This is a genomic window from Granulicella sp. S190 (assembly GCF_009766095.1).
Classification (GTDB): Bacteria; Acidobacteriota; Terriglobia; order Terriglobales; family Acidobacteriaceae; genus Edaphobacter.
Window position 1 is genome coordinate 494,593 of sequence record NZ_LMUD01000016.1, and the last position, 23,587, is coordinate 518,179.

The 23,587-nt window shown below is 57.1% G+C and carries 21 protein-coding genes; 14 read left to right on the top strand and 7 right to left on the bottom strand.

Features of this window, described 5'->3' with window-relative positions; genetic code table 11:
* Positions 1-18 precede the first annotated feature (18 nt).
* Positions 19-1,734 carry a multicopper oxidase family protein gene (locus GSQ94_RS11390; protein ID WP_174240921.1) on the bottom strand — a complete coding sequence of 572 codons (1,716 nt, stop codon included), beginning with the start codon at positions 1,732-1,734 and terminating at the stop codon, positions 19-21.
* A gap of 162 nt (positions 1,735-1,896) precedes the next feature.
* Between GSQ94_RS11390 and GSQ94_RS11395 the strand changes: the two genes are divergently transcribed.
* Positions 1,897-2,697 carry a glycosyltransferase family 2 protein gene (locus GSQ94_RS11395; protein ID WP_158943968.1) on the top strand — a complete coding sequence of 267 codons (801 nt, stop codon included), beginning with the start codon at positions 1,897-1,899 and terminating at the stop codon, positions 2,695-2,697.
* A 26-nt stretch (positions 2,698-2,723) separates the two neighbouring features.
* On the opposite strand, the gene GSQ94_RS11400 is transcribed toward GSQ94_RS11395, so the two are convergent.
* Genes GSQ94_RS11400 through GSQ94_RS11410 form a run of 3 tightly spaced genes read right to left on the bottom strand, consistent with a single transcriptional unit; the run spans position 2,724 to position 5,758 of the window.
* Positions 2,724-3,761, bottom strand: coding sequence for an NAD(P)-dependent oxidoreductase (locus tag GSQ94_RS11400; protein WP_158943969.1), 1,038 nt, complete (start codon positions 3,759-3,761; stop codon positions 2,724-2,726).
* A 1-nt stretch (position 3,762) separates the two neighbouring features.
* Positions 3,763-5,100 carry a hypothetical protein gene (locus GSQ94_RS11405; protein ID WP_158943970.1) on the bottom strand — a complete coding sequence of 446 codons (1,338 nt, stop codon included), beginning with the start codon at positions 5,098-5,100 and terminating at the stop codon, positions 3,763-3,765.
* A gap of 16 nt (positions 5,101-5,116) precedes the next feature.
* Positions 5,117-5,758 (bottom strand): O-methyltransferase, encoded by a 642-nt coding sequence (locus GSQ94_RS11410; RefSeq protein WP_158943971.1) that lies wholly within the window; start codon positions 5,756-5,758, stop codon positions 5,117-5,119.
* Positions 5,759-6,027: 269 nt separating this feature from the next.
* Here GSQ94_RS11410 and GSQ94_RS11415 point away from each other — a divergent pair, with 269 nt between their 5' ends.
* The 3 genes from GSQ94_RS11415 to GSQ94_RS11425 are packed head-to-tail and all read left to right on the top strand — an operon-like array spanning position 6,028 to position 9,983.
* Positions 6,028-6,837 carry an MIP/aquaporin family protein gene (locus tag GSQ94_RS11415; RefSeq protein WP_158943972.1) on the top strand — a complete coding sequence of 270 codons (810 nt, stop codon included), beginning with the start codon at positions 6,028-6,030 and terminating at the stop codon, positions 6,835-6,837.
* Between the two features lie 51 nt (positions 6,838-6,888).
* Positions 6,889-8,385 carry a glycerol kinase GlpK gene (gene glpK / locus GSQ94_RS11420; RefSeq protein WP_158943973.1) on the top strand — a complete coding sequence of 499 codons (1,497 nt, stop codon included), beginning with the start codon at positions 6,889-6,891 and terminating at the stop codon, positions 8,383-8,385.
* Positions 8,382-9,983 carry a glycerol-3-phosphate dehydrogenase/oxidase gene (locus tag GSQ94_RS11425; protein WP_158943974.1) on the top strand — a complete coding sequence of 534 codons (1,602 nt, stop codon included), beginning with the start codon at positions 8,382-8,384 and terminating at the stop codon, positions 9,981-9,983. Before glpK ends, GSQ94_RS11425 begins: the two co-directional genes overlap by 4 nt.
* Before the next feature lie 35 nt (positions 9,984-10,018).
* Here GSQ94_RS11425 and GSQ94_RS11430 read toward each other — a convergent pair whose 3' ends face one another.
* Positions 10,019-11,656, bottom strand: a complete 1,638-nt coding sequence (locus GSQ94_RS11430) for a DHA2 family efflux MFS transporter permease subunit (RefSeq protein WP_158943975.1) — start codon at positions 11,654-11,656, stop codon at positions 10,019-10,021.
* Positions 11,657-11,801: 145 nt separating this feature from the next.
* On the opposite strand from GSQ94_RS11430, the gene GSQ94_RS11435 reads away from it, so the two are divergent.
* The 9 genes from GSQ94_RS11435 to GSQ94_RS11475 all read left to right on the top strand — a co-directional run bounded on the left by GSQ94_RS11435 (position 11,802) and on the right by GSQ94_RS11475 (position 20,869).
* On the top strand, positions 11,802-12,398 hold the full coding sequence (locus GSQ94_RS11435; RefSeq protein ID WP_158943976.1) for a TetR/AcrR family transcriptional regulator: 597 nt from the start codon (positions 11,802-11,804) through the stop codon (positions 12,396-12,398).
* Positions 12,399-12,494: 96 nt separating this feature from the next.
* Positions 12,495-13,694, top strand: coding sequence for a type II secretion system F family protein (locus tag GSQ94_RS11440; protein WP_158943977.1), 1,200 nt, complete (start codon positions 12,495-12,497; stop codon positions 13,692-13,694).
* 71 nt (positions 13,695-13,765) lie between these two features.
* A complete protein-coding gene (locus GSQ94_RS11445; RefSeq protein WP_158943978.1) occupies positions 13,766-14,443 on the top strand; it encodes a DUF2959 family protein in 678 nt (225 codons plus the stop codon).
* A gap of 303 nt (positions 14,444-14,746) precedes the next feature.
* Entirely contained in the window at positions 14,747-16,381 is a 1,635-nt protein-coding gene (locus tag GSQ94_RS11450) for a GspE/PulE family protein (protein ID WP_158943979.1), read from the top strand.
* A gap of 86 nt (positions 16,382-16,467) precedes the next feature.
* Positions 16,468-17,601 (top strand): hypothetical protein, encoded by a 1,134-nt coding sequence (locus GSQ94_RS11455; protein ID WP_158943980.1) that lies wholly within the window; start codon positions 16,468-16,470, stop codon positions 17,599-17,601.
* Positions 17,601-18,356: a PilN domain-containing protein gene (locus GSQ94_RS11460; protein WP_158943981.1), complete on the top strand. Its 756-nt coding sequence runs from the start codon at positions 17,601-17,603 to the stop codon at positions 18,354-18,356. Before GSQ94_RS11455 ends, GSQ94_RS11460 begins: the two co-directional genes overlap by 1 nt.
* Positions 18,353-19,063: a hypothetical protein gene (locus tag GSQ94_RS11465; RefSeq protein ID WP_158943982.1), complete on the top strand. Its 711-nt coding sequence runs from the start codon at positions 18,353-18,355 to the stop codon at positions 19,061-19,063. The genes GSQ94_RS11460 and GSQ94_RS11465 overlap by 4 nt, the downstream gene beginning before the upstream one ends.
* Positions 19,060-19,692, top strand: coding sequence for a hypothetical protein (locus GSQ94_RS11470; RefSeq protein WP_158943983.1), 633 nt, complete (start codon positions 19,060-19,062; stop codon positions 19,690-19,692). The genes GSQ94_RS11465 and GSQ94_RS11470 overlap by 4 nt, the downstream gene beginning before the upstream one ends.
* 25 nt (positions 19,693-19,717) lie before the next feature.
* A complete protein-coding gene (locus GSQ94_RS11475; RefSeq protein ID WP_158943984.1) occupies positions 19,718-20,869 on the top strand; it encodes a type II secretion system protein in 1,152 nt (383 codons plus the stop codon).
* Between the two features lie 21 nt (positions 20,870-20,890).
* On the opposite strand, the gene GSQ94_RS11480 is transcribed toward GSQ94_RS11475, so the two are convergent.
* Both GSQ94_RS11480 and GSQ94_RS11485 read right to left on the bottom strand, forming a co-directional pair.
* A complete protein-coding gene (locus GSQ94_RS11480; RefSeq protein WP_158943985.1) occupies positions 20,891-21,472 on the bottom strand; it encodes a hypothetical protein in 582 nt (193 codons plus the stop codon).
* Positions 21,459-22,004, bottom strand: coding sequence for a hypothetical protein (locus tag GSQ94_RS11485; protein ID WP_216843071.1), 546 nt, complete (start codon positions 22,002-22,004; stop codon positions 21,459-21,461). The genes GSQ94_RS11480 and GSQ94_RS11485 overlap by 14 nt, the downstream gene beginning before the upstream one ends.
* Before the next feature lie 1,142 nt (positions 22,005-23,146).
* Here GSQ94_RS11485 and GSQ94_RS11490 point away from each other — a divergent pair.
* Positions 23,147-23,572, top strand: coding sequence for a hypothetical protein (locus GSQ94_RS11490; RefSeq protein ID WP_216843072.1), 426 nt, complete (start codon positions 23,147-23,149; stop codon positions 23,570-23,572).
* Positions 23,573-23,587: the final 15 nt, after the last annotated feature.

Consider the following 23,587-nt stretch of genomic DNA (forward strand, 5'->3'; position numbering starts at 1 on the left):
GCTATAAGCTCAGCAAACTTATACGATAACTTTGTAAGGTCTCATCATCTCGTTATCTTCGTGTTCGAGAATGTGGCAATGCCACACGTAGAGCAGCTCGTCACCAGGAGACACCTTGGCTCCCTGCGGTAGATCGAAGCGCATAATGACGCGGGTAACATACCCAGGGTAGGACTTAATCGTATCCTTTCGCGCGGGGCGCTCATTGCTCTCAGGTGCCATAGGTCTTCCAGTGAAGACGAGCTTCCCGGTCTGCTGATATGTGAGCACGTCGAACGACTGACGATTCAAAACCTGGAATTGCACAAGGTGGACGTGCAGAGGATGAACGTCGCTGGTGATATTGACGAAGGACCAGATCTCGGTCGAACCAGCTTTGGGATCCTCGGTAATAGGCTCATGCCAGCGCGCGTTTCCCAGAAGACCCGTGATCACATAGCCATCGGAGGGACGCTCCTTTTCGGAGACAAGCAAAAGCCGCTCCCGGGTCGTGTACGTTGGAGTCAACGTCTCAAACGGGACGAGCGTTTCCGGCACAACACTGGTGTCTCTGCCGGAGAGGGGTTTTGTCACCTTGAAGAGCATGACATCTTCCGCAAGGTATTGGCCGCCCATCGTGTATGGCGCGGGAGCGTCATTGATAAGAGAGAAGGATTTACCTTCGCAGCCGGAGAAGTCGATGACGACATCAAAGCGTTCAGCGGGCCCGATGAGAAGGTAGTGAATTTCGATGGGCGCTGGCAGCAGGCCACCGTCAGTACCGATCTGCTGAAACGACGGAACATCAAAAGAGTCGTTCTGAATTCTGCCGGTTGCGTCGGAAAGAAACAGTCGCAGATGATAGAAGCGTGAGTTGGCAGCGTTGACGATGCGAAATCTGTACTTGCGCGGCTCGACCTCCAGGAATGGCGCAACCTTCCCGTTAACGCAGTTGTAGTCGCCGTAGAACTCCTGAATCCAGATAGGGTGTTCTTTAGGTCCGTTGACGACCTTGGGATAGTAGAGCGAGCCGTTACGATGGAAAAGACGATCCTGCAGCATAAGCGGGATCTCAAACTCGCCTTGCGGTAGGTTGAACGCTCTCTCTGCCTCGTCGCGAATAAGATAAAAACCCGCTAGCCCTGTGTACACATTCAGCCGTGTGATGCCCAGACAGTGATCGTGATACCAGAGTGTAGTGGCGGGTTGGCAGTTAGGGTATTGCGAGGGGCGAGGATTGAACTTCGCCCCATGTGGTCCTTGTTCTCCTTGCGCTGTGAACCAGGCTTCGGGGTAGCCATCGTCGTCAGGCATTGCGCAGGCGCCGTGGAGATGAGCAACGTTGCGCACAGCGGGAAGAGACGCCTCGGCGCCATGAATAGAGTGGTCAATGGGAAGTAGATGCGTGGTGGGGAGCTTGCTCACCCAATTGATGCCGAGCGGTCGGCCGCCTTGGGCTTCGATGGTAGGGCCGGGCCACGTCCCGTTATATCCCCAGAGAGTCGTCGGCGGCAGGTCCCGGTGCACCTTATGTTGAAACTGGCGCATCTCGATGTCTATGATCTCGCCAGGGCTTCCCGTCGCACGAATAACCGGCGGAATGGGCAAAGGATCGACGTAGCGGGGAAGCCTCACGCCACTACGAACCGGCGCAGGTGAGGCCATGGCCTGCTGCATCGCCGGCACTGTCTTGCTCAGGGTGAGACCGGCAGCGGTAGTAATACCGCTTTGGAGAAGGCGTCGCCTGCTCAGCATCGTATGCTGCCAGGGCCAAAGAGAGTTTTTGCCAGGGGACCTCGTACTATCTCACGTTTTATCTGCTTGTTTCCAACCCGGAGCACACAAAAAGACTAGTCCGACTCTGTTACGGCACGATGAAGGACCAGATATTAGCCCACGCAAATAGAATGAAGACGCATGCCGAGATCGACACTTTCGATAGCTATCATCACCCTCAACGAAGAGGCCAATCTCGCGCGAACACTTGCCAGCGCCAAGTTCGCCGATGAGTTGATCGTGGTCGACTCCGGGTCCAATGATCGTACCGTTGAGATTGCACATTCGTTCGGCGCGAAGGTCTTTACCGAGCCGTGGAGAGGATTCGCGGGACAAAAAAACTTCGCCATCGAAAAGTGCACAGGAACTTGGATCCTTTCACTCGACGCGGACGAAGAGCTATCGATCGAGCTTCAAAACGAGATGAAGGAGATGTTAAAGACCCACACCGAGACGTCGCCGCAGATTGAAGGTTATAGGCTTCGGCGGCGCAATATCTTCTTGGGCCGTTGGATGCGTCATGGCGGCTATTATCCGGATCTCAAGCTACGATTGGTTCGCAATCTGAACGGCGCCGGTGCGCCTCGTTTCACCGAACGGCTGGTGCATGAGTCCATGCAAATCGCAGGAAGAGTCGAAACCTTAAAGCAAGATTATCTGCACTACGGCTACCCCGACCTGAACACCTACCTCGAGCACATGAACCAATACAGCATGCTCGGAGGACGCATCGCTGCAGCGAAGGGAAAGAACAGCCGTTCTTGGCCGGCGTTCTGCTGGGATATTGTTCTGGCTCCAATCTTCACGTTCCTGTGGAACTATCTCTTTCGCTTAGGATTTTTAGACGGTCGCGAAGGTCTTCTACTCCATCTCTATCACTCAGCCTACGTCAGCTGGAAGTATGCGAAGGCCTGGCAGATCGGAAGAAGCGAGCGATCGTAATCAGGGAGACAGTTCGAAAAGAAGAGCTAAGAGAACCATTTAAGCATCCGGATCACTCCCATCGATGCAGGTCGCGAGTGGGCTGAGACATCGGTGCGAGCATGAATCGCACTGCGATGTGCTGAATAGTATTGGTAGGCGCGAATCATCATCTCTTCGTTCGTGACAGTAGGGGTCCAGCCCAGCTCCGCGCGAATACGAGTCGTGTCGAAGACGAAGCTCTCTGCGATCATGCGGTAGTGGTATGGACCAAGCGGCGAAAGATTCAGCTTGTGGGCCAGTTGCATTGCGGCGATGGTAGGCCCCTTAGGCAACGAAGCGACGCGAGACCCGCTGCCGGCGGCATGAATGACAGCTTCGTAGACGTTGCGCAGAGAGACGACGTTCTCTGAGCCGATGTGAAAGAGATTGGATCCTCTGTACGCAAGAGCCTGGAGGCAAGCCGTGGCAAGATCCTGCGCATAAATAAACTGATAGCGGTTGCTGCCGTCACCGACGACCCAAACCTTCTTTCCGTCATCGATGAACTCGAAGAGAATGGCGAGAAGACCCAGGCGTCCGCTATCAATGATCGTCGGGCAACGAATCGTAACGACGTCGAGGTCGTTTGCGTAACTGTCGAGAACCTGCTCTCCTGCCAACTTGGAACGGCCATAGAGTTCGATGGGATTCGGCTTTTCGTCTTCTTTAACATCATGGCCGAGGTCGCTGGCCCAAAGACAGTTACTTGAGATAAAAACAAACTTTTTGACGCCAAATTGTTTTGCTGTTTCGGCGAGATTACGCGTGCCATCCACGTTTGAGGTCCACAGTAATTTGTCATCGACAGCGTCGTGGGCCAGCTGTGCGGCGCAGTGGAAGACCGCTGCAAAAGCTTGCTCTGCGAAGATCTTTCCCAGAAGAGAAGTATCGCGGATATCTCCCTGAATGCTGGTGAGGTTTGGATGAGCATCGGGATCGGCGACGAGATCGATGTTGGTGCAGGCATAGCCCTCTGCGAGCAGTCTGCGCTTGAGAATACCGCCGAAGAAGCCGGATGCGCCGGTCACGAGAACATGGATCATATTACTTCGATACTACGGCTTTTGCCCGAAGCTCCGCAGATTGGAAGAGAAAAACGGCAAGGATCGTCATAACCGGCTCCAGTGGGTGCCGAAAGCGAGCCTGTACCGTAAGGAAGTAATAGGTAAGGGGCACAAGCAGGAACGCCCATGCAAACAGTGTCGCTCCTGGGATGCGCTGCCTCAGTGCAAGCCCCAGACCGAGAAGGCTTGCCAGGCTTAGGAAGAAATAATTTGCCTCTCGAGCAGCTTCAACAAGGACTCCCTTTTCTGCAGGCTTAGGAACGCTGACCCAGAAAAAATAAAAACGCTTGAGGCTGTACTGCACAAAGCGCAGCTTGTGGGTACGAATCTCCTCTTTCGCAAGTGCACTTTCCTGTTTGACATAAGCAGGCTCACCCATCTGGCGATATTGCTGAAAGACAGGGCAGACCTCGCAGACAGGGATCGTCGCACCCCAAGGGAAGCCCATATGCTCTTCCAGCACGGATTGATGCAGCTCTGCGCCAAAGTTGCCGCGCATCGGAATAGAAGCATGAAAGACCGTATAGTTGCGGATCATCCACGGAGCAATAACGGCGAGAACAAGAACGCAGGACAAGCCGGCTCCACCGAGAGCAGGAAGAAACGACGATCTGGTCCTACGCGCCCCCGCAAGTATCCATAGGCCGCATATTGGCAGGAAGAGCAGCAACGTAGAGTTCAAAAGCACGACCAATCCGGAGAGCAACCCAAATGCCGCCCAGCGAAACGTCGTCTGAGTTTGAAGCCCAGGATGGGAGAGCGAATCTTCTTCCCCAATGCCTCGCATACGAAGAGAAAGAACGAGGATGGCAGTGAAAAGGAAGGCAGTGATTGCCATATCCCAAACCCAGTGAACTGCGTATTGCAATGCAGCGGGGTATAGAGCCCATAGCCACGCCGACCAAAGCGCGATTTTGCGGGCTCTCCCGGTCTTTTGAAAACATCTTGCAGCAATCTCAAAGACAAGAGCAGCTGTCGCAGCGGAGAAGACGCTGTTGGTAGTCAGAATGACCCACGCGGACTTTGCGGTATAAACGCCGAAGATCTTAAAGACGCCGGCAAGCAGCAGAGGATACAGAGGTGGCATCCACGCTGTCGGACCGGAGTGCCCCGTGAAAGGGTCCGCGTAGCCGAAGCCGGTGACCATCGCGCGCGCTACGCGGCCCATCTCCCAGCCGAACTGAAGATGGTCCTCAGAGGGACGGATGCGGTAGGTATGTGCAAACGAAAGGTACAGAACGCGAAGCAGAAATCCAGCCCAAAAGAGAGAGGCTGGTGCGCGAAAAGAGCTCTCCGTCGATTGCTGGTGGCTTGGCATTCGCAGGTTCCTGTGCCTAGCTACGGCCAGCGCGTGGCTGCGCGACTACAAGGCCGCGCGGCGTAGGAAGAAAAACAACAGAAAGCAATCCTTGTGTCTCCATGGAACGCGCCGCATCGCGAACAACTTTATGGTGCGAGCTGGCGTCGTGCATCAGGATGATCCCGTTCGGATTGATCTGCGGAAGAAAGCGTTTCACCTCCTCTTCACGGATGGGCATATCAGAATCGGAGAAGAAGAGATCAATAGTTCCATCGATCTTCATCTCCAGGCTGGACTCGTTGCGCAACTCGATCCAGGGTTTGAGAGGCGAAGATTCAAGGCGCTCTTTAGCTCGCGCATAGACAACCGGGTCGAACTCGCAGCTGACGACTTTGCCGAAGCCATTACGCTGCAGGCCTCGTGCAATCCATTCGCTCGACACGCCCAGGAATGAACCCGTCTCAACCACGAGACGAGGCTTGATCGTCGTGACCAGCGTAGCCAGAAACTCGAGAACCTCAACTTCCGCGGTCATGGAGTCGATCATGCTCCAACGTTGAGGCTCCGGGCACTCCGGCGTGGCTCGATGAAACTCAGGTTGGAGAGTTCCTGCCGCTCGATCATGTTGCAGCATGATCTTGTGTTCCTGTTTCATCTTCTTGCTGAATAGACCCATGCAAAACTCCCGATCCTCCATTATGCGGGATTGAAGCCACGACGTGCAGTCGACGAAGGACTTCCACACAAGAAGGCTTGAAGTTTGCGGGCAGACGGGCAGCCTCGCAGAGAAGCCCGGCATAGAATCAGATTTTTATGCCTGTTTCAACGAGTGACCCACGAAATGGCGAAAATGTAGATAATGGCGAGCGAGTGCTTCGCCCCAATCCCACAGTTCTCTGGATTCGAGTGAGGTAGATCTAACAGTCATGCAGGAGAAAGCCGTCAATGAGTAAGACATTTTTAGGCCAGCTGATCTCCGAGGCAATGGCGGTGTTTATCGTGATTGCGTTCGGTGACTCTGTAGCTGCAATGTACACGCTTTATACTCCAAGCCCGTACCAGCAGGCGTATTGGGGAGTGTGCATTGCATGGGGTTTGGCGGTCACAATCTCAATCTATACCACCGCCTCTGTCAGTGGTTGCCACGGTAACCCGGCCGTCACCCTGGCACTCGCGATCTATCGTGGATTCTCTTGGCGCAAGGTGATCCCATATTGTTTAGCGCAGGTAACCGGAGCCTTTCTAGGCGCTGCAATTGTCTATGTTCTTTTTTCCCCCGTGATCGACAACTTCAATCTCACCAACCATCTCACCCGCGCCGGTGGCGGAGCTGCGGGTGTCTTTTTCACTCATCCAGGCCTGGCGATTACGCCGATGCATGCCTTTGGCGACGAGATCATCCTCACCGCATTTCTGATCTTCGGCATCTTCGCCATCACCGAGCAGTATAACGAGATGGCTCCCGGCGCGAACGCAGGCGCGCTGATGATCGGCTTCTTGGTCGCGCTAATCGGCGCGTCAATGGGCTACTTAGAGGCGTGGGCGCTCAACCCCGCACGCGATTTTGGACCGCGGCTCTTCTGCTTCTTTATGGGATGGGGACCATCCGCCCTGCCCTCTCCACAAAGTTACTGGTGGATCCCCATCGTCGCACCATTGATCGGCGCCCTGGTCGGTGGTGGGATCTACCAACTTCTCATCCGGCCGTTCCTTCCCGCTCGTCAAAAGGCGCTCTTGGACGCACTGAAAGCCTAACGCTCAACCTGAAGCAGCTCTCGCAGAGTTACAAATAGCAAAGGAGACAAGATGCAGTATGTACTCTCGCTCGACCAGGGAACGACGAGCTCCCGAGCCATTCTCTTCGACCACGACGGACAGATCGCCGGGACTGCTGCGCATGAGTTTCCGCAAATCTACCCCAGCAGCGGCTGGGTAGAGCACGATCCCTTCGACATCCTCACCTCGCAGCTTAGTGTTGCGGTTGAAGTTCTGGGAAAAGCACGTGTGCGTCCGAGAGATGTCGTCGCGCTTGGAATTACCAACCAGCGGGAGACGACAATTCTATGGGATCGCGAGACAGGAAAACCGGTCTACAACGCGATCGTCTGGCAGGATAGCCGCACCGCCGCACTAACGAAGAGACTGGCCGAAGAGGGAGCAGAGGAGATGGTCCGCAAAAAGACCGGTCTCCTGTTGAGTCCCTACTTCTCTGCCAGTAAAATCGCTTGGGTTTTGGAAAATTTAGACGGAGTCCGAGCGCGTGCAGAGGCAGGAAAACTTGCCTTCGGCACCGTCGATAGTTGGTTAGTCTGGAATCTGACCAGCGGGAAGCGCCACATCACGGATCGAACCAACGCTTCGCGCACCCTCCTCTACAACATCGTCGAAGACAAGTGGGACGATGATCTGCTGAAGCTCTTCAACATCCCAAAGAGCCTTCTGCCTGAGGTCGTCTGGTCAAATGAAAAGGTCGGCCAGGTCACTACCTCGCTTGGACTCGGAGAGGTGGCGATCGCGGGCATTGCAGGAGACCAGCAGTCAGCTCTCTTCGGACAGCTCTGTGTCTCTCCAGGAGACGCAAAAAACACCTACGGAACCGGCTGTTTCCTGCTGCAGCACATTGGCAGCAACTTTACCCTCTCAAGCCATCGCCTCATCACAACCCTGGCATGCAGCCCGGACCACAAACTTGCTTATGCGATGGAAGGCAGCATCTTCATCGGTGGAGCAGTGGTGCAATGGCTGCGCGACAACATGAAGTTCTTCCGCGAGTCCTCAGAGGTTGAAGCAATCGCTGCCTCAGTGCCGAACTCGGACGGCGTAGTCTTTGTGCCTGCCTTCACCGGGCTCGGCGCGCCGTACTGGGATGCGCAGGCAAGAGGCCTCATCATTGGTCTGCAACGCGGCACTGAGATCGCACACATCGCACGTGCAGCAATCGAAAGCATTGCGTTTCAAGTTGCGGATGTTCTCGGTGTCATGGATAGCGATACAAAAAATCCCTTCACCAAGCTTCGCGTGGATGGAGGCGCCGCAGCCAACGACACGCTCATGCAGTTTCAGGCCGACCTTCTCGGTGTACCGGTCCACCGTCCTGCCATTCTGGAGACGACCGCCGTTGGCGCTGCCTATCTCGCCGGCCTCTCTAGCGGATTCTGGAACGACATCAAAGAGCTCGAGCAGCACCGCAAGGCTGACACCGTCTTCGAACCTAAGACAGACAAAAAGCAGATGCAAACGCTGCAGAACAACTGGAGAGAAGCCGTCGAGCGCTCTCGCCACTGGAACAAGGAGAGCAAATGAATCGCGATGAGATGCTAACCCGTGTACGCAACCGAAAAGAGCCGTGGGATATAGTAGTCATCGGTGGAGGAGCAACAGGAGCCGGAGTAGCTGTCGATGCGGCCTCACGCGGCTACGACGTATTGCTGCTCGAGCGGGAAGACTTTGGCAAAGGAACCTCCAGCCGCGCTACCAAGCTCGTTCATGGTGGGGTGCGCTACCTCGAACAGGGCAATGTATCGCTCGTCATGGAGGCACTGAAGGAGCGCGGCATTCTGCTGCGAAACGCTCCGCACATCGTGAAGGACCTGAAGTTCATCGTTCCGAACTATTCCTGGTGGGAGGCACCCTTCTACGGAATTGGCATGAAGATCTACGACTTTCTGGCAGGCAAATACAGCTTTGGTTCGTCGAAGGTGCTTTCGCTCGAAGAAACATTAGCGCTGCTTCCAACCATTCGTCAGGATGGTCTCCGCGGCGGCGTGATGTATCACGATGGACAGTTCGACGACACACGTCTGTTGATCAATCTGATGACGACCGCCGCCGAACATGGCGCGACGCTCTTGAACTACGCAGGTGTCGTCGAACTCAAAAAAGATGAGGCCGGCTTCGTTCAAGGTGTCGTCGCAATCGATAGCGAAAATGGAGAGCGTTTCGAGATTGCCGCGCGTTCTGTGGTCAATGCCACCGGCATCTTTACCGATGAAACCCGTCGGCTGGCTGAGCCGGGCGTACAACCGATGATGGTTCCCAGCCAGGGAATTCATCTCATCTTCGACCACTCGTTTCTCACCGGCGACACAGCCCTGATGGTGCCCCAGACCGACGATGGCCGCGTGCTCTTCGCCGTCCCATGGCATGGTCGCACCCTCGTCGGCACAACAGACACCCCTATCCCATCGGTCTCGTACGAGCCGCTGCCTTTTGAAGAAGAGATCGACTTCGTCCTCGAAACCGCCGGTCGCTATCTAACGCACAAACCCACGCGAGAAGATATCCTGAGCGTCTTTGTCGGCATCCGGCCGCTGGTAAAGGCCGCAGGAGCCAGCGACGGAAAAACGTCCTCTCTCTCACGCGACTATACGATCCACATCGATCACTCGGGCCTGCTCACTATCGTCGGCGGAAAGTGGACCACGTACCGGCACATGGCCGAAGACTCTGTCGATCACGCTACGACTCTTGGACGTCTCGAAGAAAAACCCTGTGTCACGGCAACCCTGCACATTCACGGTTACCATCAGCACCCAGAGGAGTTCGGAGTTCTCTCCGTCTACGGCACCGATGCGCTGGCGATCCTGGAACTGGCAAAAGAAAATCCTGATCTTCTAAGGCCTCTGCACCCTGATCTCCCCTACATCGCCGCAGAAGTCGTCTGGTCTGCACGAAACGAAATGTCTCGAACGTTGGACGACGCGCTGGCGCGAAGAACACGAGCTCTTCTGTTGAACGCGCGAGCTGCAGTAGAGATCGCGCCAGCGGTAGCCTCGCTCCTCGCAAAGGAACTCGGCAAGGATGCGACATGGGTCGACGAACAGGTGAAATCATTTAAAGCAATGGCAGCCCAATACATTCCGCAAGGAACAAAGTATCCTGCCAGTCCAGCCTCAAGTTGAGAAGCCTTCAGCATCCATCGAGTCACACGACGAGGTTAGTGCCCCTCAGGAGCCTTTCCTCCAGGTTTAAAGCCCTTGCTCAGCAGAACCAAAGGCGCTGCCACCAGCGTGACTACACCAATAATGTGAAAACAATCCATGAATGCGAGGAGCTGAGTCTGGGCGTGGAGCTGATCGTAGACCCGTCCATAGGCTGCGGTGACAGCGTCAGCAGGAGAAAATCCGTGAGATTGCAAGTACGCTGCGGTCTGATGAATATTCTGCTGAAGCGCCCCATTAGAGGAAGCGATATTAGAGCCGACACGCTCCTGGTGAAAGTTCTGTCTGCGTTCGGACATAGTAGTAATAAAAGCGATGCCGAAGCTCCCGCCCCAGTTGCGAAAGAAGTTGGTCAGCGAAGACGCCTTATTATTCTGCGCCGGGCTCAGTTGCGAGTACGCGATCACCGAGAGCGGCACGAAAAAGAATCCGTAGCCCAACCCTTGCAGCGCACGAGCCAGGGCGTAGTGCTTATAGTCCGTGTCAAGGTTGAAGTGGCTGTAGTGAAGGAACGACATCCCCACGATCATTACTGCTCCAAAGAGCAGAATGCGCGGCTTGACGATCCCGCGCTGCACGAGTTGCGCGCCTACAGGAGCTAGAAAAGTAATCACCAGCGCACCCGGCCCAAGCACCAGCCCAGCATCGATAGCGCGATACCCGTAGAGCGACTGCAGCAGCTGCGGGATCATCGTCGTCGAGGCAAAGAGACCGAATCCAAAGACGAAGTAAAAGACATTAGCGAGTGCAAAGTTGCGGATCTTGAGCAACCGAAAGTCGATGATCGGATCCGGAACGTGGAGCTCCCAGAACACCGCAGCCGTCAGGCAGGTGATACCGATGACAAAGCACCAGATGATGAAAGGAGAACCAAACCAGTCGTCGATTTGACCGCGATCGAGCAGCACCTCCAGGGCCGCCGAACCAAGACCGACAAGTGCGATGCCAATTCCGTCGACGTGCAGCTTACCGTTCACGCGAACAGTCTTCCGCTCCTCCGCATAGGCGGGCGGGTCGTGGACGAAGCGGTTAGTAAGGAACAAGGACAGCAGGCCAACCGGGATATTAATGAAGAACACCCAGCGCCAGTTGTAGTTGTCGGTGATCCAGCCGCCGAGCACAGGCCCAATAGCCGGAGCGGTGACAATCGCAACGGTGTAAAGGGCGAACGCGGAGGCACGTTTGGCAGGAGGAAAAGCGTCTACAAGGATGGCCTGTTCGACTGGGGCGAGGCCGCCGCCCCCAATGCCCTGCAGGACGCGCGACAAAAGCATGATGCCCAGGGTCGGAGCGATTCCGCAGAAGAAAGATGTAATGGTGAAGAGCGTTACGCAGGCCATATAGTACGTCTTGCGTCCGAACACTCGAGAAAGCCACGCGGACATCGGCAGTACAACAGCATTGGCGACCAGGTAGGTCGTCAGAATCCAGGTGACCTCATCGTAAGAACGCCCAAGCCCTCCTGCGATATAAGGCAGCGATACGTTGGCGATCGAGGTGTCCAACAGCTCCATAAACGTGGCAAGCGTGACAGTTAGAGCAACCACCCAGGGATTGATCAACCGATGGGGCGCCCCCTTGGTAGTCTGTTTTGAGACCGCTTGGACCGGCGAAGCAAGGGTGGCAGTGGCCATAACTCGTCAATCTCCCGCGAACCGTATTGATAATCTCGAAAAAGAGACTGAACGGTTTCTTTTATCATCTGATTCTTGAAGAGCATCGCTCGATTCGTTTTTTAGCGATAACAACGGCCTGGCTTCTCCAGGAAAGGACTTATTCATGAGCAAAGGCGAGTTGACACGGCAGAGAATCATCGAAGAGGCTGCTCCAATCTTCAATCAAAGGGGCTTCGCCGGCTGCTCCATGCAGGACGTGCTTGAGGCAACAGGCCTGGAGAAAGGTGGAGTCTACCGTCACTTCGCCAGCAAAGAGGATCTTGCGGCGGAGGCTTTTCGCTATGCCTGGGCGCGTGTGGCCAAGGCGAGGCGAGAGGGGCAGGATGCGATCCCTGGCGCGGTGGAGAAGCTGAAGTATTCGGTGAGGCGGTTTGCGGAAACCCCTGGGATCTTTCCTGGTGGTTGCCCACTAATGAATACGGCGATTGATTCCGATGATGGGAATCCGTTGCTGCGGAGTTTGGTGTGTGCCGCGATGAAGGAGTGGAAGGCGCGGCTTGTGAGCATCGTGGAGGACGGAATCGCAGCCGGCGAGATCCGTAAAGAGGTTGAGCCCCGGCGCATCGCCAATTCGATGATTGCGACTCTGGAGGGAGCCTTGATGATCAGCCGTCTGGAAGGCAATCGGACAGCAGTTGAAGATGCGCGGAAGACGCTGGAGTCGATGCTCGACGGGATTGCTATCGCCGAAAGTCGCTGAACAGGAATGTCTCAAAGGATTCCGATAAGGCGAATCTGCCGTAGAAACGTCTAAGATGAACGAGTAACTTCATGCGGAACAGGTGCCGTAGAGTCTATGACTGAGTTTGTGATCAAGCTGGCGGATGAGCGCGGACGGGTGATGGAGCAGAACCACGCGGCCGCTACGGCTGAGGAGCTAAAAGCCCGCTTCACCCAGGCAGGATACTTCGTCTATTCGGTAAAGGCGAAGAGTGTACTCGGGGCGAGCAAGAAGAAGGTAAAGCTTGAAACCTTTCTGGTCTTCAATCAACAGTTCCTGACTCTCATCAAGGCCGGCCTCCCGATCCTCGGCTCATTGGAGCTTCTAAGCAAACGACAGAAGATTCCCCACTTCCGTGCGCAGCTGGAAGATGTGGCCGCACGAGTCAAAACGGGAGAGTCGATCTCGCAGGCGTTCGAGGCCCAGGGCGGCTTTCCCATCGTCTACACCACAACCCTGCTGGCAGGTGAGCGGTCAGGAAATCTGGAAGAGGTCCTGCAACGCTTTCTGGACTTTCAACGAGTGTCACTGACCTTTCGCAAGAAGCTGAAAGCCAGCTTGATCTATCCTGCGCTGTTGGTCGTGATGGTGATTGCGCTGTTCATCTTTCTTATCACGTTCGTCGTCCCACGCTTCGCGCAGCTCTACGATCAGCTCGGAACAAAACTTCCCGCATTAACTGTCTTTCTATTGGATCTAGGACGTGAAGCCCAATCCTACGGAATCTATGTCGCGGTGGTAGTGGGAATCGTCGGCTTCTTGCTCTACCGCTGGTCAAAGACGGATGCGGGCGCAAACTTCATCGACAAGGTTCGCATCAAGCTGCCGGTCTTCGGCAGTGTGTGGCTCAAGTATCAGGTAGGCTTGTTTTCAAGAACGCTTTCGACCCTCCTCACGGGCGGTCTCCCTCTCGTACCTTCGCTCGAAACAGCAGCAAAGTCGATCGACTCTCGTCAGATCGCCGGGGCGGTGCATAGATCGGTTGAGACAGTTCGCGAGGGCAAAGGTCTCTCTGTCAGTCTACAGGCAACAAAGGTCTTTCCCGAACTGGCGATTGAAATGGTCGAGGTGGGCGAATCCACCGGCGCGCTACCCCAGATGTTGAACTCGGTCGCAGAATTCTTCGAAGAAGATGTGCAGACCAACCTGACCGCCGCAATGAGTCTGATCGAGCCCCTAATCCTCATCATGATGGGACTGGTAGTGACTACCATTCTGATCGCGTTGTATCTGCCCATCTTCAGTTTGAGCGCGGGGAGTGGCGGCGGCCGGTGATCATCGGACTTCACCGATGACGAGGACTTTGTCACTCGAGGTTACAATTCTCCAACGGAGGTGAGCCTTTGGTGAATTCTTTGGAGATCCGGCGATATTCGCGAAGAAGAGTCTTAGCGCTTGGAATTTTGGTAGCTTCGCTGGCGGGCTGCACCAGCTCCTACTACAAGGCGATGAAGACCTTCGGTAAGGAGAAGCGCGACATCCTGGTCTCGAGGGTCAAGGACTCAAAAAAAGATCAGCAGCTGGCGAAGGAGCAGATCAAGACGACGATGGAGTCGTTTCAGGAGCTCACTGGCTTTCAAGGCGGCTCGCTCGAAAAGAACTACAAGAAGTTGAACGGCGAGTACGAAAAAGCTGCGGATAGCGCACAAAAGTTGCATAACCGAATCGACTCGATCGACCAGGTCTCCTCCGATCTCTTCAAAGAATGGCAGAAGGAGATCGACGGGATGGAGAACAAAAAGCTGAAGGCGCAATCGGCCGTGATGCTACGGCAGGCACGTTTGAATGAAGCCGGATACATCAAGTCGATGCGGCAGACCGAGTCAAGAATGACCCCCGTAATCACGGCCTTTCACGACCAGGTAACCTTCCTGAAGCACAACCTCAACGCACGCGCTATCGGATCGTTGAAAGGAACCTCGGTAAAGATGTCGACTGACGTGGATGTGTTGATGGTTAGCCTCGACGGCTCGATGGCGCAAGCCGATTCGCTCATCGCCTCGCTGAACGCGGACCAGCCCTAGCTTTCGATCAAACCGATCCTGCTCACAGCCTCAAAAACCGCTTGGAAGTCAGGCAAAATCAGAGTTTGCGATGCCGTCGAAGTGTCCTCCAAAAGACGTAGGTCTCTGAGCCCAAACGTGGTTGCGCGGAGGGTACCATAAGAGCTGATTCTGCTGAATAATAGAAGATTGGACGGAACTTCCGTCCTCGATAAAATCCGGCGGCCGGTCAAGCTGAGTTTCGCACGAAGAAAACCGTTTGAACACACCGTGAATGACGCAAAGGTGTGAGTGACGGTTGGTTAGTAGAGGAGTCTTACGAGTATGGCGATGGCACCGTTGGCAATACCGATCAATGAGGCAGGAATGGGCGAGACCGAGCGCGCGCAGCTTCTCGCGCGACGCTACCACGCCGACTTCGTGGACCTCAAAAACTTCAAGATCTCGCACGAGCTCTTCAAGAGCGTGCCTGTCGACATGATGTTCCGCTACAACTTCGTTCCGCTCGAGCAGATGGAGGGACGGCTGGCCATCGCCGTATCCGACCCCTCGAAGCTCATGGTACTCGACGAAATCTCCGGTCTACTCGGGCAGCGGCTCGTGACGCGCGTGGCGACACTCAGTCAGATCACCGAGCTGCTCAAGAAGACCGAGCAGAGTCAGCGCGTCCTCGATGAAGCCAGCGAAGGCTTGGCGTTCGATGTGCTATCGGGCGACGACAATCAGGACTCGAATATCTCCATCGAGCGGCTGACCAGCGAAGACGATATCTCGCCCATCATCCGGCTCGTCGACACCACCATCTTCACCGCGCTCGAACGCCGCGCTTCGGATATTCACTTGGAGACCTTCGACGATTCGTTGCTTGTAAAGTACCGCATCGACGGCGTACTCCAGCAGGCCATGGCGCCCATCGCTCGTGAGCACCATCAGACCATCTTGTCACGCATCAAAGTCATGTCCGAGCTCGATATCGCTGAGCGCCGCGTCCCTCAGGACGGACGCTTCCGCGTTCGTTACAAGGGCCGGCTCATCGACTTCCGCGTCTCGATCATGCCCACCGTGCACGGCGAAAACGCTGTGCTCCGCGTCCTTGATAAAGAGTCGATGTCCGAGAAATTCAAATCACTCTCCCTCGATGTCGTAGGCTTTGCCGCAAAAGATCTGGAACGCTTTCGGCGTTACATCAAAGAGCCCTACGGCATGGTGCTTGTCACCGGCCCCACCGGCTCCGGTAAGACGACCACTCTTTACGCGGCGTTGAACGAGATCAAATCCGAAGAAGATAAGATCATCACCATTGAAGATCCGGTCGAGTATCAAATTAGAGGAATCACGCAGATTCCAGTCAACGAGAAGAAGGGACTGACGTTCGCACGCGGTCTCCGGTCGATCCTGCGCCACGACCCCGACAAGATTCTCGTCGGAGAGATCCGCGACGCCGAGACCGCGCAGATCGCAATCAACTCCGCGCTCACTGGACATCTCGTCTTCACCACCGTCCACGCGAACAACGTCGTCGACGTCCTCGGACGCTTCCTCAACATGGGCGTCGAGCCCTATAACTTCGTCTCTGCGCTGAACTGCATTCTCGCGCAGCGGCTGGTACGGCAGGTCTGTGAATTTTGCGTCAAAGACGTGCACTACAACGACGCCGAACTACTCGCAAGCGGACTGCCGCTCGACGAGTGGCGCGGCTTCACCTTCCGAGAAGGGCCAGGATGCATCGAATGCGGTGGAACAGGCTATCGCGGCCGGTCAGCGATCCATGAACTGCTCGAGCTCGACGACGAGATTCGCGAGATGCTCCTGGCGAAGAAGCCGGGAAGCGAGATTCGCAAGAAAGCAAAAGAGAAGGGCATGGCCTTCCTGCGTGACTCTGCGTTGGAGCGGGTCAGGGATGGCATCACAACATTGCGCGAGATCAACAAGGTCACCTTTATCGAGGCGGGACGGTAACTCAGGCCCAACAACACGATCTGCCTCCGTGTGCACCATGTTGGTGACGTGGTGACAATCGATAGAGCAAGGTAATCTAGGACGGAATGGAAATTTTACCGAAGACATTGGGCACGCGGCCGCGGCTGGCGGTTGAGGTTCGCGCAGAGGGCGTCATCGCAGCGCGAGCCGAAGATGCCGCCGCTCTGCTGACGAGCGTGGCCCGTGTGGATCTGGCCACAGGAGCGCTCGCTCCCGGACTGAAGCCCGGCAATCTCGTCGACAAAACCTGCGTCTCCCTGGCGGTGCGGAAGGCTCTCGATGCCGTCTCCGGACGTGGATCCGACCGGGCGGAGCGCGGCACTGGGCGGCTGCGGGATGTAACTCTGGTAGTCCCCGACTCGGCGGTCCGCGTATTGTTTCTGGACTTCGATCAGCTCCCCGCCAAAGTCGCCGAGGCGTTGCCGCTGGTGCGGTTCCGGCTCAAAAAGCTTCTGCCCTTCGACGCGGACGACGCAATGGTCAGCTATCAGGTGATGTCGAGCGAGAAGGGAACGGTCAGGCTCCTGGCCGTAGCCATGCCAAAGGCCGTCTTGGAAGAGTATGAGGCCATGGTGCTCGCTGCCGGATATCTCCCGGGAGCCGTGCTGCCCAGCACTCTCGCCACGTTGGCAGGACTCGACGAGTCGCCATCCCCTGCGCTGGTAGTCAATGCCGGACTCGGTTCGGTGACCACCGCAATTGTGCAGGCGGGAGTTCTCCTTTTACACCGCTCCGTCGATATGGGGGTCGGGGCAAACGGCAGCGCACACGTCGAACTGGTAGATTCGGCGATACCCCTGGTGGATCGCGAGAGTTCGGTACAGGAGTGGGCACAGCAGGAGCCGCTCGGAGCCGCAGGCTGGGGTGAGTTCGACGCCTCACCTGCCATGCAACCCTCCTCTGCGATGGAGTCTGCAGCGGTAAGGGAGATGGAAGCGCACGCGGCGGCACGCGAGGTCGCGCAGGCGGTCAGCGTGGCCGCAGCCTACTTTGAAGATTCGCTCCAGTCATCGCCCGATCAGTTGCTGGTCGCCGGAACACTCGGTGCTGAAACGCTGTCTGCCGTGATCGAAGAGAACGGGCTGGAGGGTCTGCGGGTGAGAGAGATCGTGGATGCGGGAATGATGGAGGCTGGCGCGGTCTCGGCGTCCGTCCCACGGGGCTGGCTGGCCGGCGTCCGGGGAGCGCTAAGGAACTGATGCGGATCTCTGTCAATCTAGCCAATCGCCCCTTTATTGAACTCAGGCCGCTCTTCGCGAAGCTGCGCCTCGCGATGGTCGTGCTGGCGCTGCTGGCCGTGGCCTTCTCCTATGCTCTGCACTCGCTGAACGCGAAAGCCGCCGTGGCGCAGGCCCAGATGGACGCCTTGAAGGCGAAGACGCAGCGCTACCAGCACGAGCAGACCGTAAACGAAGCCAGGATGCGCCAGCCGCAGAACATGGCGGTCCTCGAGCGCTCGCGGTTTCTCAACGACGCATTTGCAGAGAAGAGTTTCAGCTGGACTGCGGTGATGATGGACCTCGAAAGAGTGCTGCCGGTCGGGGTTCAAGTCACCAGCATCGATCCCGTGATCACCAAAGAAGGCGATGTAAACATTCGCCTTCGCGTCAGTGGAGACCGCGACAAGGCAGTGCAGTTAGTTAGAAACCTGGAGACCTCCCAGCGCTTCCTCTCGCCGAGACTCGCGTCCGAGCAGGCGCAAACGCAGGAAGGAAATCGCAGCGCCAGCACAGTGCAACTCACGGCACCCGGTGCTGTTCAGTTCGACGTACTCAGTGGCTACAACCCGCTGCCGGAAAAATCGGCAAAGTCCGCCGCGAAGGAGAAAGAAGCAGCCGCAGGTGAGAACTCTGCAAACGGTGTAGTCAGGAAAAAGCGATCCAATACTCCCAAGAGCGGACTCATCGGGACAGGCGCAGCCAAGGCTCCAGCGCAGAAGGGAGCTGCACGATGACCACTCTCGCTGAGAAGAAGCGCACAGCCGTCGCCGCCAGGCAATGGGCCGACAAGGCACGCAGACTGGGCACCCTGTTGAACTTCCACTACGCAGGCGTCGCCGTGCTGGGTCTCGTGAATCTTTATCTGCTGGCGCATATGGCGTTCGCCTGGCGTGCCGCAACCAGCGATAACGCCACTGCCATCGCCGACCAGACCATCGCCATGAAGACTGCGGAGATAGCAAGACAGCCGCTTGAAGGGCTCGACGCAAAGATCGCGCAAGCCACCAAGGACTCCGACAAGTTCTACAAGCAGCGCCTCCCCTTTGCCAACTCCGAGGTACTCGGTGAACTGGGATCGTTAGCGAAGAAGCAAGGGGTAAAGCTGACTCGTGGACAATATGTCTACTCGCCGGTGATGGATGGAACTGCCGGCGCCCTCACCGAAGCCCGAATGGACTACAGCCTGAGCGGCGACTACCGTCCTCTGGTGCTCTTCATCAACTCAGTCGAACGCGACAAGTTATTCTTCATGATCAGCGGACTCACGCTGACCGGGCAGCAGAGCGGGACAGTAGGTCTGCGGCTCCGGCTCATCACCTATCTGCGGTCGCCGGTTGGGACGGAAGGCTCGGACAAGAGCGTAGGCGAAGCAGGCGAGGACGCACCGAAGGATACCGCAGATCATGCCGCCGATGCTCCTGCCGCGGGAGGCCAGCGATGATACGGCTCTCTGCGGATCAACAGAAGAAGGGCGCGATCATCGGCGGCTTCGTCCTGCTCGCTGCGGGCATCCTGTACTACGAGCTTCGCGACGACAGCCCTGCACCCGTTGCAGCGCCGGTAGTCGTCTCTGCTCCTGCAAGGCCTGCTCCCGCAGCGGGAGCGGTGAATGCCGTTCCGGCAGGAAACATCGCAGGTACCGCGGCAAAGAAGCTTGGGACAACCTCCGCTCAACTCGACCCCACCCTGCGGATGGATGCGATGCTCGTAACCGAGTCGCTCGTCTACTCCGGCAGCGGACGAAACATCTTCTCTGCAAACTCGGCGCCCATCGATATTCCAAAGCCTATCGTGCCGGTACGCACGGCGAAGGCTCCGCCGCCCGGACCGCCGCCACCTCCTCCAGGCCCGCCACCACCTCCGCCCATTGATCTCAAGTTCTTTGGCACGGCGACAGCGGCCAACGGAACCCGCAGAGCGTTTCTCCTCCACGGCGACGATGTCTTCCTCGCCTCCGACGGCGACATCGTACAGAGAAAGTACAGGGTCGTGACAATATCGGCCAACTCCGTTCTGGTCGAGGATCTGGCGAACAATAACAAGCAGTCCCTGCCCCTGCTGGCGCGATAAAATGGTAGCGCCTGAAGGAAACGCGATGCGAAGACTCTGCTCCCGCCTTCAACTCGGACGTCACAATGCAGGCGTAGTCGCCGACACGAACGAGCGCCAGTCAGAGCAGGGCTTCATGCTGGTAGGACTCATCGTTGCCATCTTCATCATCCTTCTGGTGCTCAGTATCGCTGCGCCGAAGGTCGCGATGGAACTGAGGCGTGAGCGCGAGGTAGAAGCCGTGCATCGCGGCAACCAGTACGTCCGCGCCATCCAGCTCTACTACCGCAAAAACAACACCTACCCCGCCACCATCGACGCACTCGCAAAAGGTACACCCGTAAAGTATCTCCGTCAGGACTATGTGGATCCCCTCACCGGCAAGGCGGACTGGCGTCTGATCCACGTAGGCGAGGCCAAGACCACCGTAAAGGGATTCTTCGGTCAGCCGCTCGCAGGCCTCGCGCCGGGCTTGGGAGCCGCAGCATCGCAGGTTTCGTCCGGAGGCACCGGCAACGGCGCGGCAGGTTCAAACTCCGCCTTCGGATCTTCCAACAGCGGTGCCTCCGGTTCAAGCCCTGGATACGGATCTTCGAGCAGCAGCTCCTTCGGTTCTTCCGGTTCAGGATCAAGTGCGTTTGGGTCGTCCTCCTCCTCAGGTGCGGGAGGATTTAGCAGTAGCACTCCATCAGGAACCACTTCGGGCAGCTCCACAACCGGCACAGGCTCCTCCGGCTCGGGCTCGAACGGCATAGCAGGCACCAGCACGCCCGGCTCACCCATCAGTGGTCAGTCGGCTAGCAGCTTCTCCGGCAGCGGAGCCCCCTTCGTCGGAGTAGGAATCCCCAAAGAGGCCACTTCGATCGTCGTCTTGAACGAGCAGACCACCTACAACACCTGGGAGTTCATCTATGACCCGCGCATCGAGCAGCTCAAGGCGAAGGCTGGTTTGCTTGGGGGAGGAGCCCAGGGCATAGGGGGCAGCACCCCAGGCTCAAGCATCGGCGGTGGAACCTCCAGCTTCGGCTCCTCCGGATCCAGCTTTGGCTCTGGCTCCTCTGGCTCATCCAGCTTCGGGTCATCTTCCGGCTCCAGTTTCGGCTCCGGTTCCTCAGGCTCCAGCTTCGGATCGAGTCCCTCCTCAGGAGCGCAGGGTTCAGGAACGTCCTCGCCAACCACCCCACAGCAGCCCCAATAATCACCCGGCAGCGAAGCGCCGCTAAGGCTTCTTCGCAGTCTGATCGACAGTGCGAAGCCGCCCAATCCGCCCATGCGGACCCACCACAAACGGAAGCGACAGCGCATTCCAGCTCTGATCCGCATCCCGCGGATCAGTCGCCGAAGGCTTTAGCGGCCGCCAGTTCTTTCCACCATCCAAGGAGAGATCAGTACCATTCGGCCCGACAGCAATCCACAACCTTGCGCCAGCATCATAAGCCACTGAAGAACGATACCCCGCAGGCAAGCTCTGTGCAGCCTGCCAGTTCTTTCCGCCATCCGAAGAGACAGCCGCAGTCCCCGAAGATTGATTAGCACTTTGATAGTCGCCACCGACCGCAACCCCATGCACGCCATCTGGAAAGCTAAGCGAGAACACGCCCGAACTCGAGTTCGCTCCCGCCAGCGGCACCGGTACTCTCTCCCAACTCGCAATCACTGCCCCCGCAGCACCACGGCCGTTGTTTGAGATCAGGCGATAGACAGAGGCTCCCCCAGGGCCGCCGGTTCCAAACCACAAAAGAGGTCGCGAGTTTGGACTATCCTTCGGTGCCATCGCCAGGGCCGAATTACTCGGCCGCAAACCCACCGACTCCCGGCAGCGACTTAAGCCCCTCTTGATTGCCCGGTGACGACCACGAGTTATCGCTTCGCGGAAATCCAACGAGGAACCTCCCCTTCACCGGATCTCCCAGGATCAATCCGTGATCCCGGCTGCGATACTGAACTGCATCCCAAAATCCATCCTTATCCGGATTCGTGACCAGCAGCTTCCACGTCTGACACCCATCCGTCGTCTTATACAGTCGCGACTGATCACCCGGCCCGCTCGACATCACCACAGCGTTTTTTTCATCGAAGCCCTGCACTCCGCGAAAGTCCAACTTCTCCGCCCCCGGCGGAACATTACACGTCTGCCACAGATAGCCGCCATCCTCTGTCCGCAGCACCGTGCCGTTGGTCCCGCTGGCCCACGCCACACCGCCGCCCACATTGTGAATCCCGCGCAGGCTCGCGGTCGTATGAGAATCTTCCAGATCCCACTGCGCATGAGCGCAAGCAGAACCTCGGATCACTGCAAAGGTCAGCATCAGGAGAAAGAAAAAGGGTCGCATCTGCTGATTAGTGTATGACGGGACTGCTCACACCTTCTGTTGCCACAATCCACTACCTGCACGAGGATTTACCCGGAAACGATTAAGCAAGTTGCGACACCATTCTTTACACGGTGCCAGCCACACCCCGGAGGGATTCCATGAGACACCTTCAATGGGCCCGAACTCTTAGCCTCGCCTGTGCTGCCTTCTGTGCCGCCCCGTCGACTACCGCGCAGAACGGCAATCACAGAAACAACTCCGCGCCGGCCTACACACGCCAGCAGCAATCTCAAGCACCAAGGCCAACTCGCCCCACAGCCGCCCCGCAACTGCCAGCGCCGCAGAGGCAATCCCCGCCCAGACCGAAGGCCCAGTCTGCACTAGGCGCAACTGGCCAGCCGTCATCCGCCCAGACTGCGACGCCTGGCATGTTTCAGTACACGAATAACTCAGGGCGGCGACCGAACCAACCAAACGCGACTGGATCAAATACTCCACCAACAAACTCCACTCCTTCGCGTGGAAACTCGGATAGCCCAACGTACGGATCGAACTCTCCGAACAAGGGCTCCCAGGGTCCTTCGACGTCTTCGAGTGGCAACTACATGTCGACGGGCATGACGGAGCAAACTCCACAATCAAGCTCTTCCAATAACAACGACCAAAAGCCTTCGGATTCAAACCCGTATGGTTCGCGAACAGGTCCAAACTCCAAGAGCCCTCAAAATCCAAACAAGCCGAAACCGGCTCCAAATCCACCGATCCGTGGGCATGGACAGGGAAGAGGACAACCCAATCCCCCGCCAAACCCTCTGCGGCCCAGTCCACAAGCCCCGTCCTATGGGATGCTTCCACCGCAGCCACATCAACCCTCGCTGCAGCTCACCTCGCCGCCTCCGGCTGCGCCTTCCTCCTCGACCACCCAACCGCAGTCCAGGGACCCATCCAGCCAACAACAAGCTCCCTCTCCGGCCACTCCTCCGGCGTCGCCCGCTTCGACCACGGCCGCTTCAACGGAACCAACGTCGAACACGCAAAGCTCCCGACAGTCTCAGCCACCGCCAAGTCAGGACGACACAACATCCACTACCGCAACCAAACCGCCGCATAATCCCCCATCACCTGCCGTTTTAACCCTGAGGGCATCAACCAAAACCCCAGTGGTAGGCAGAAAGGTGGTCGTCACGCCTACGCTGACTCCATCCCAGCCTGGGACGAGTTATCAGCTCAACTGGGGTGACGGGTCGGCGATAGAAACAGTAACTGGCGCGGGCACACATCACTACGCGAAAGCGAAGCTATACAAGGTCTCAGCCAGAACCAAGGTCGAAAATCGTGTGTTGAACCACGAGATTCTGCTTCAGGTCGGACCCGTGCTCTGGCCTCGAATCATCATCTCTCTGGCCGCACTGTCTGGGTTGGGTTTCTGGCTCCTCCACCCGGTCCTGAAGGTGACGGCGAGCTATCGCTGGGGCGCGCCCGGCGTGCCGGAGATGAAGCTCTTGAGCAGAAAACCTTATTTCTCGTTGAGCTTTGAACCTGGTTACGGGCCCGCTGAAGAGCGCATTACCTTTCTCAAAAAATGACGCAGACCCCGATAG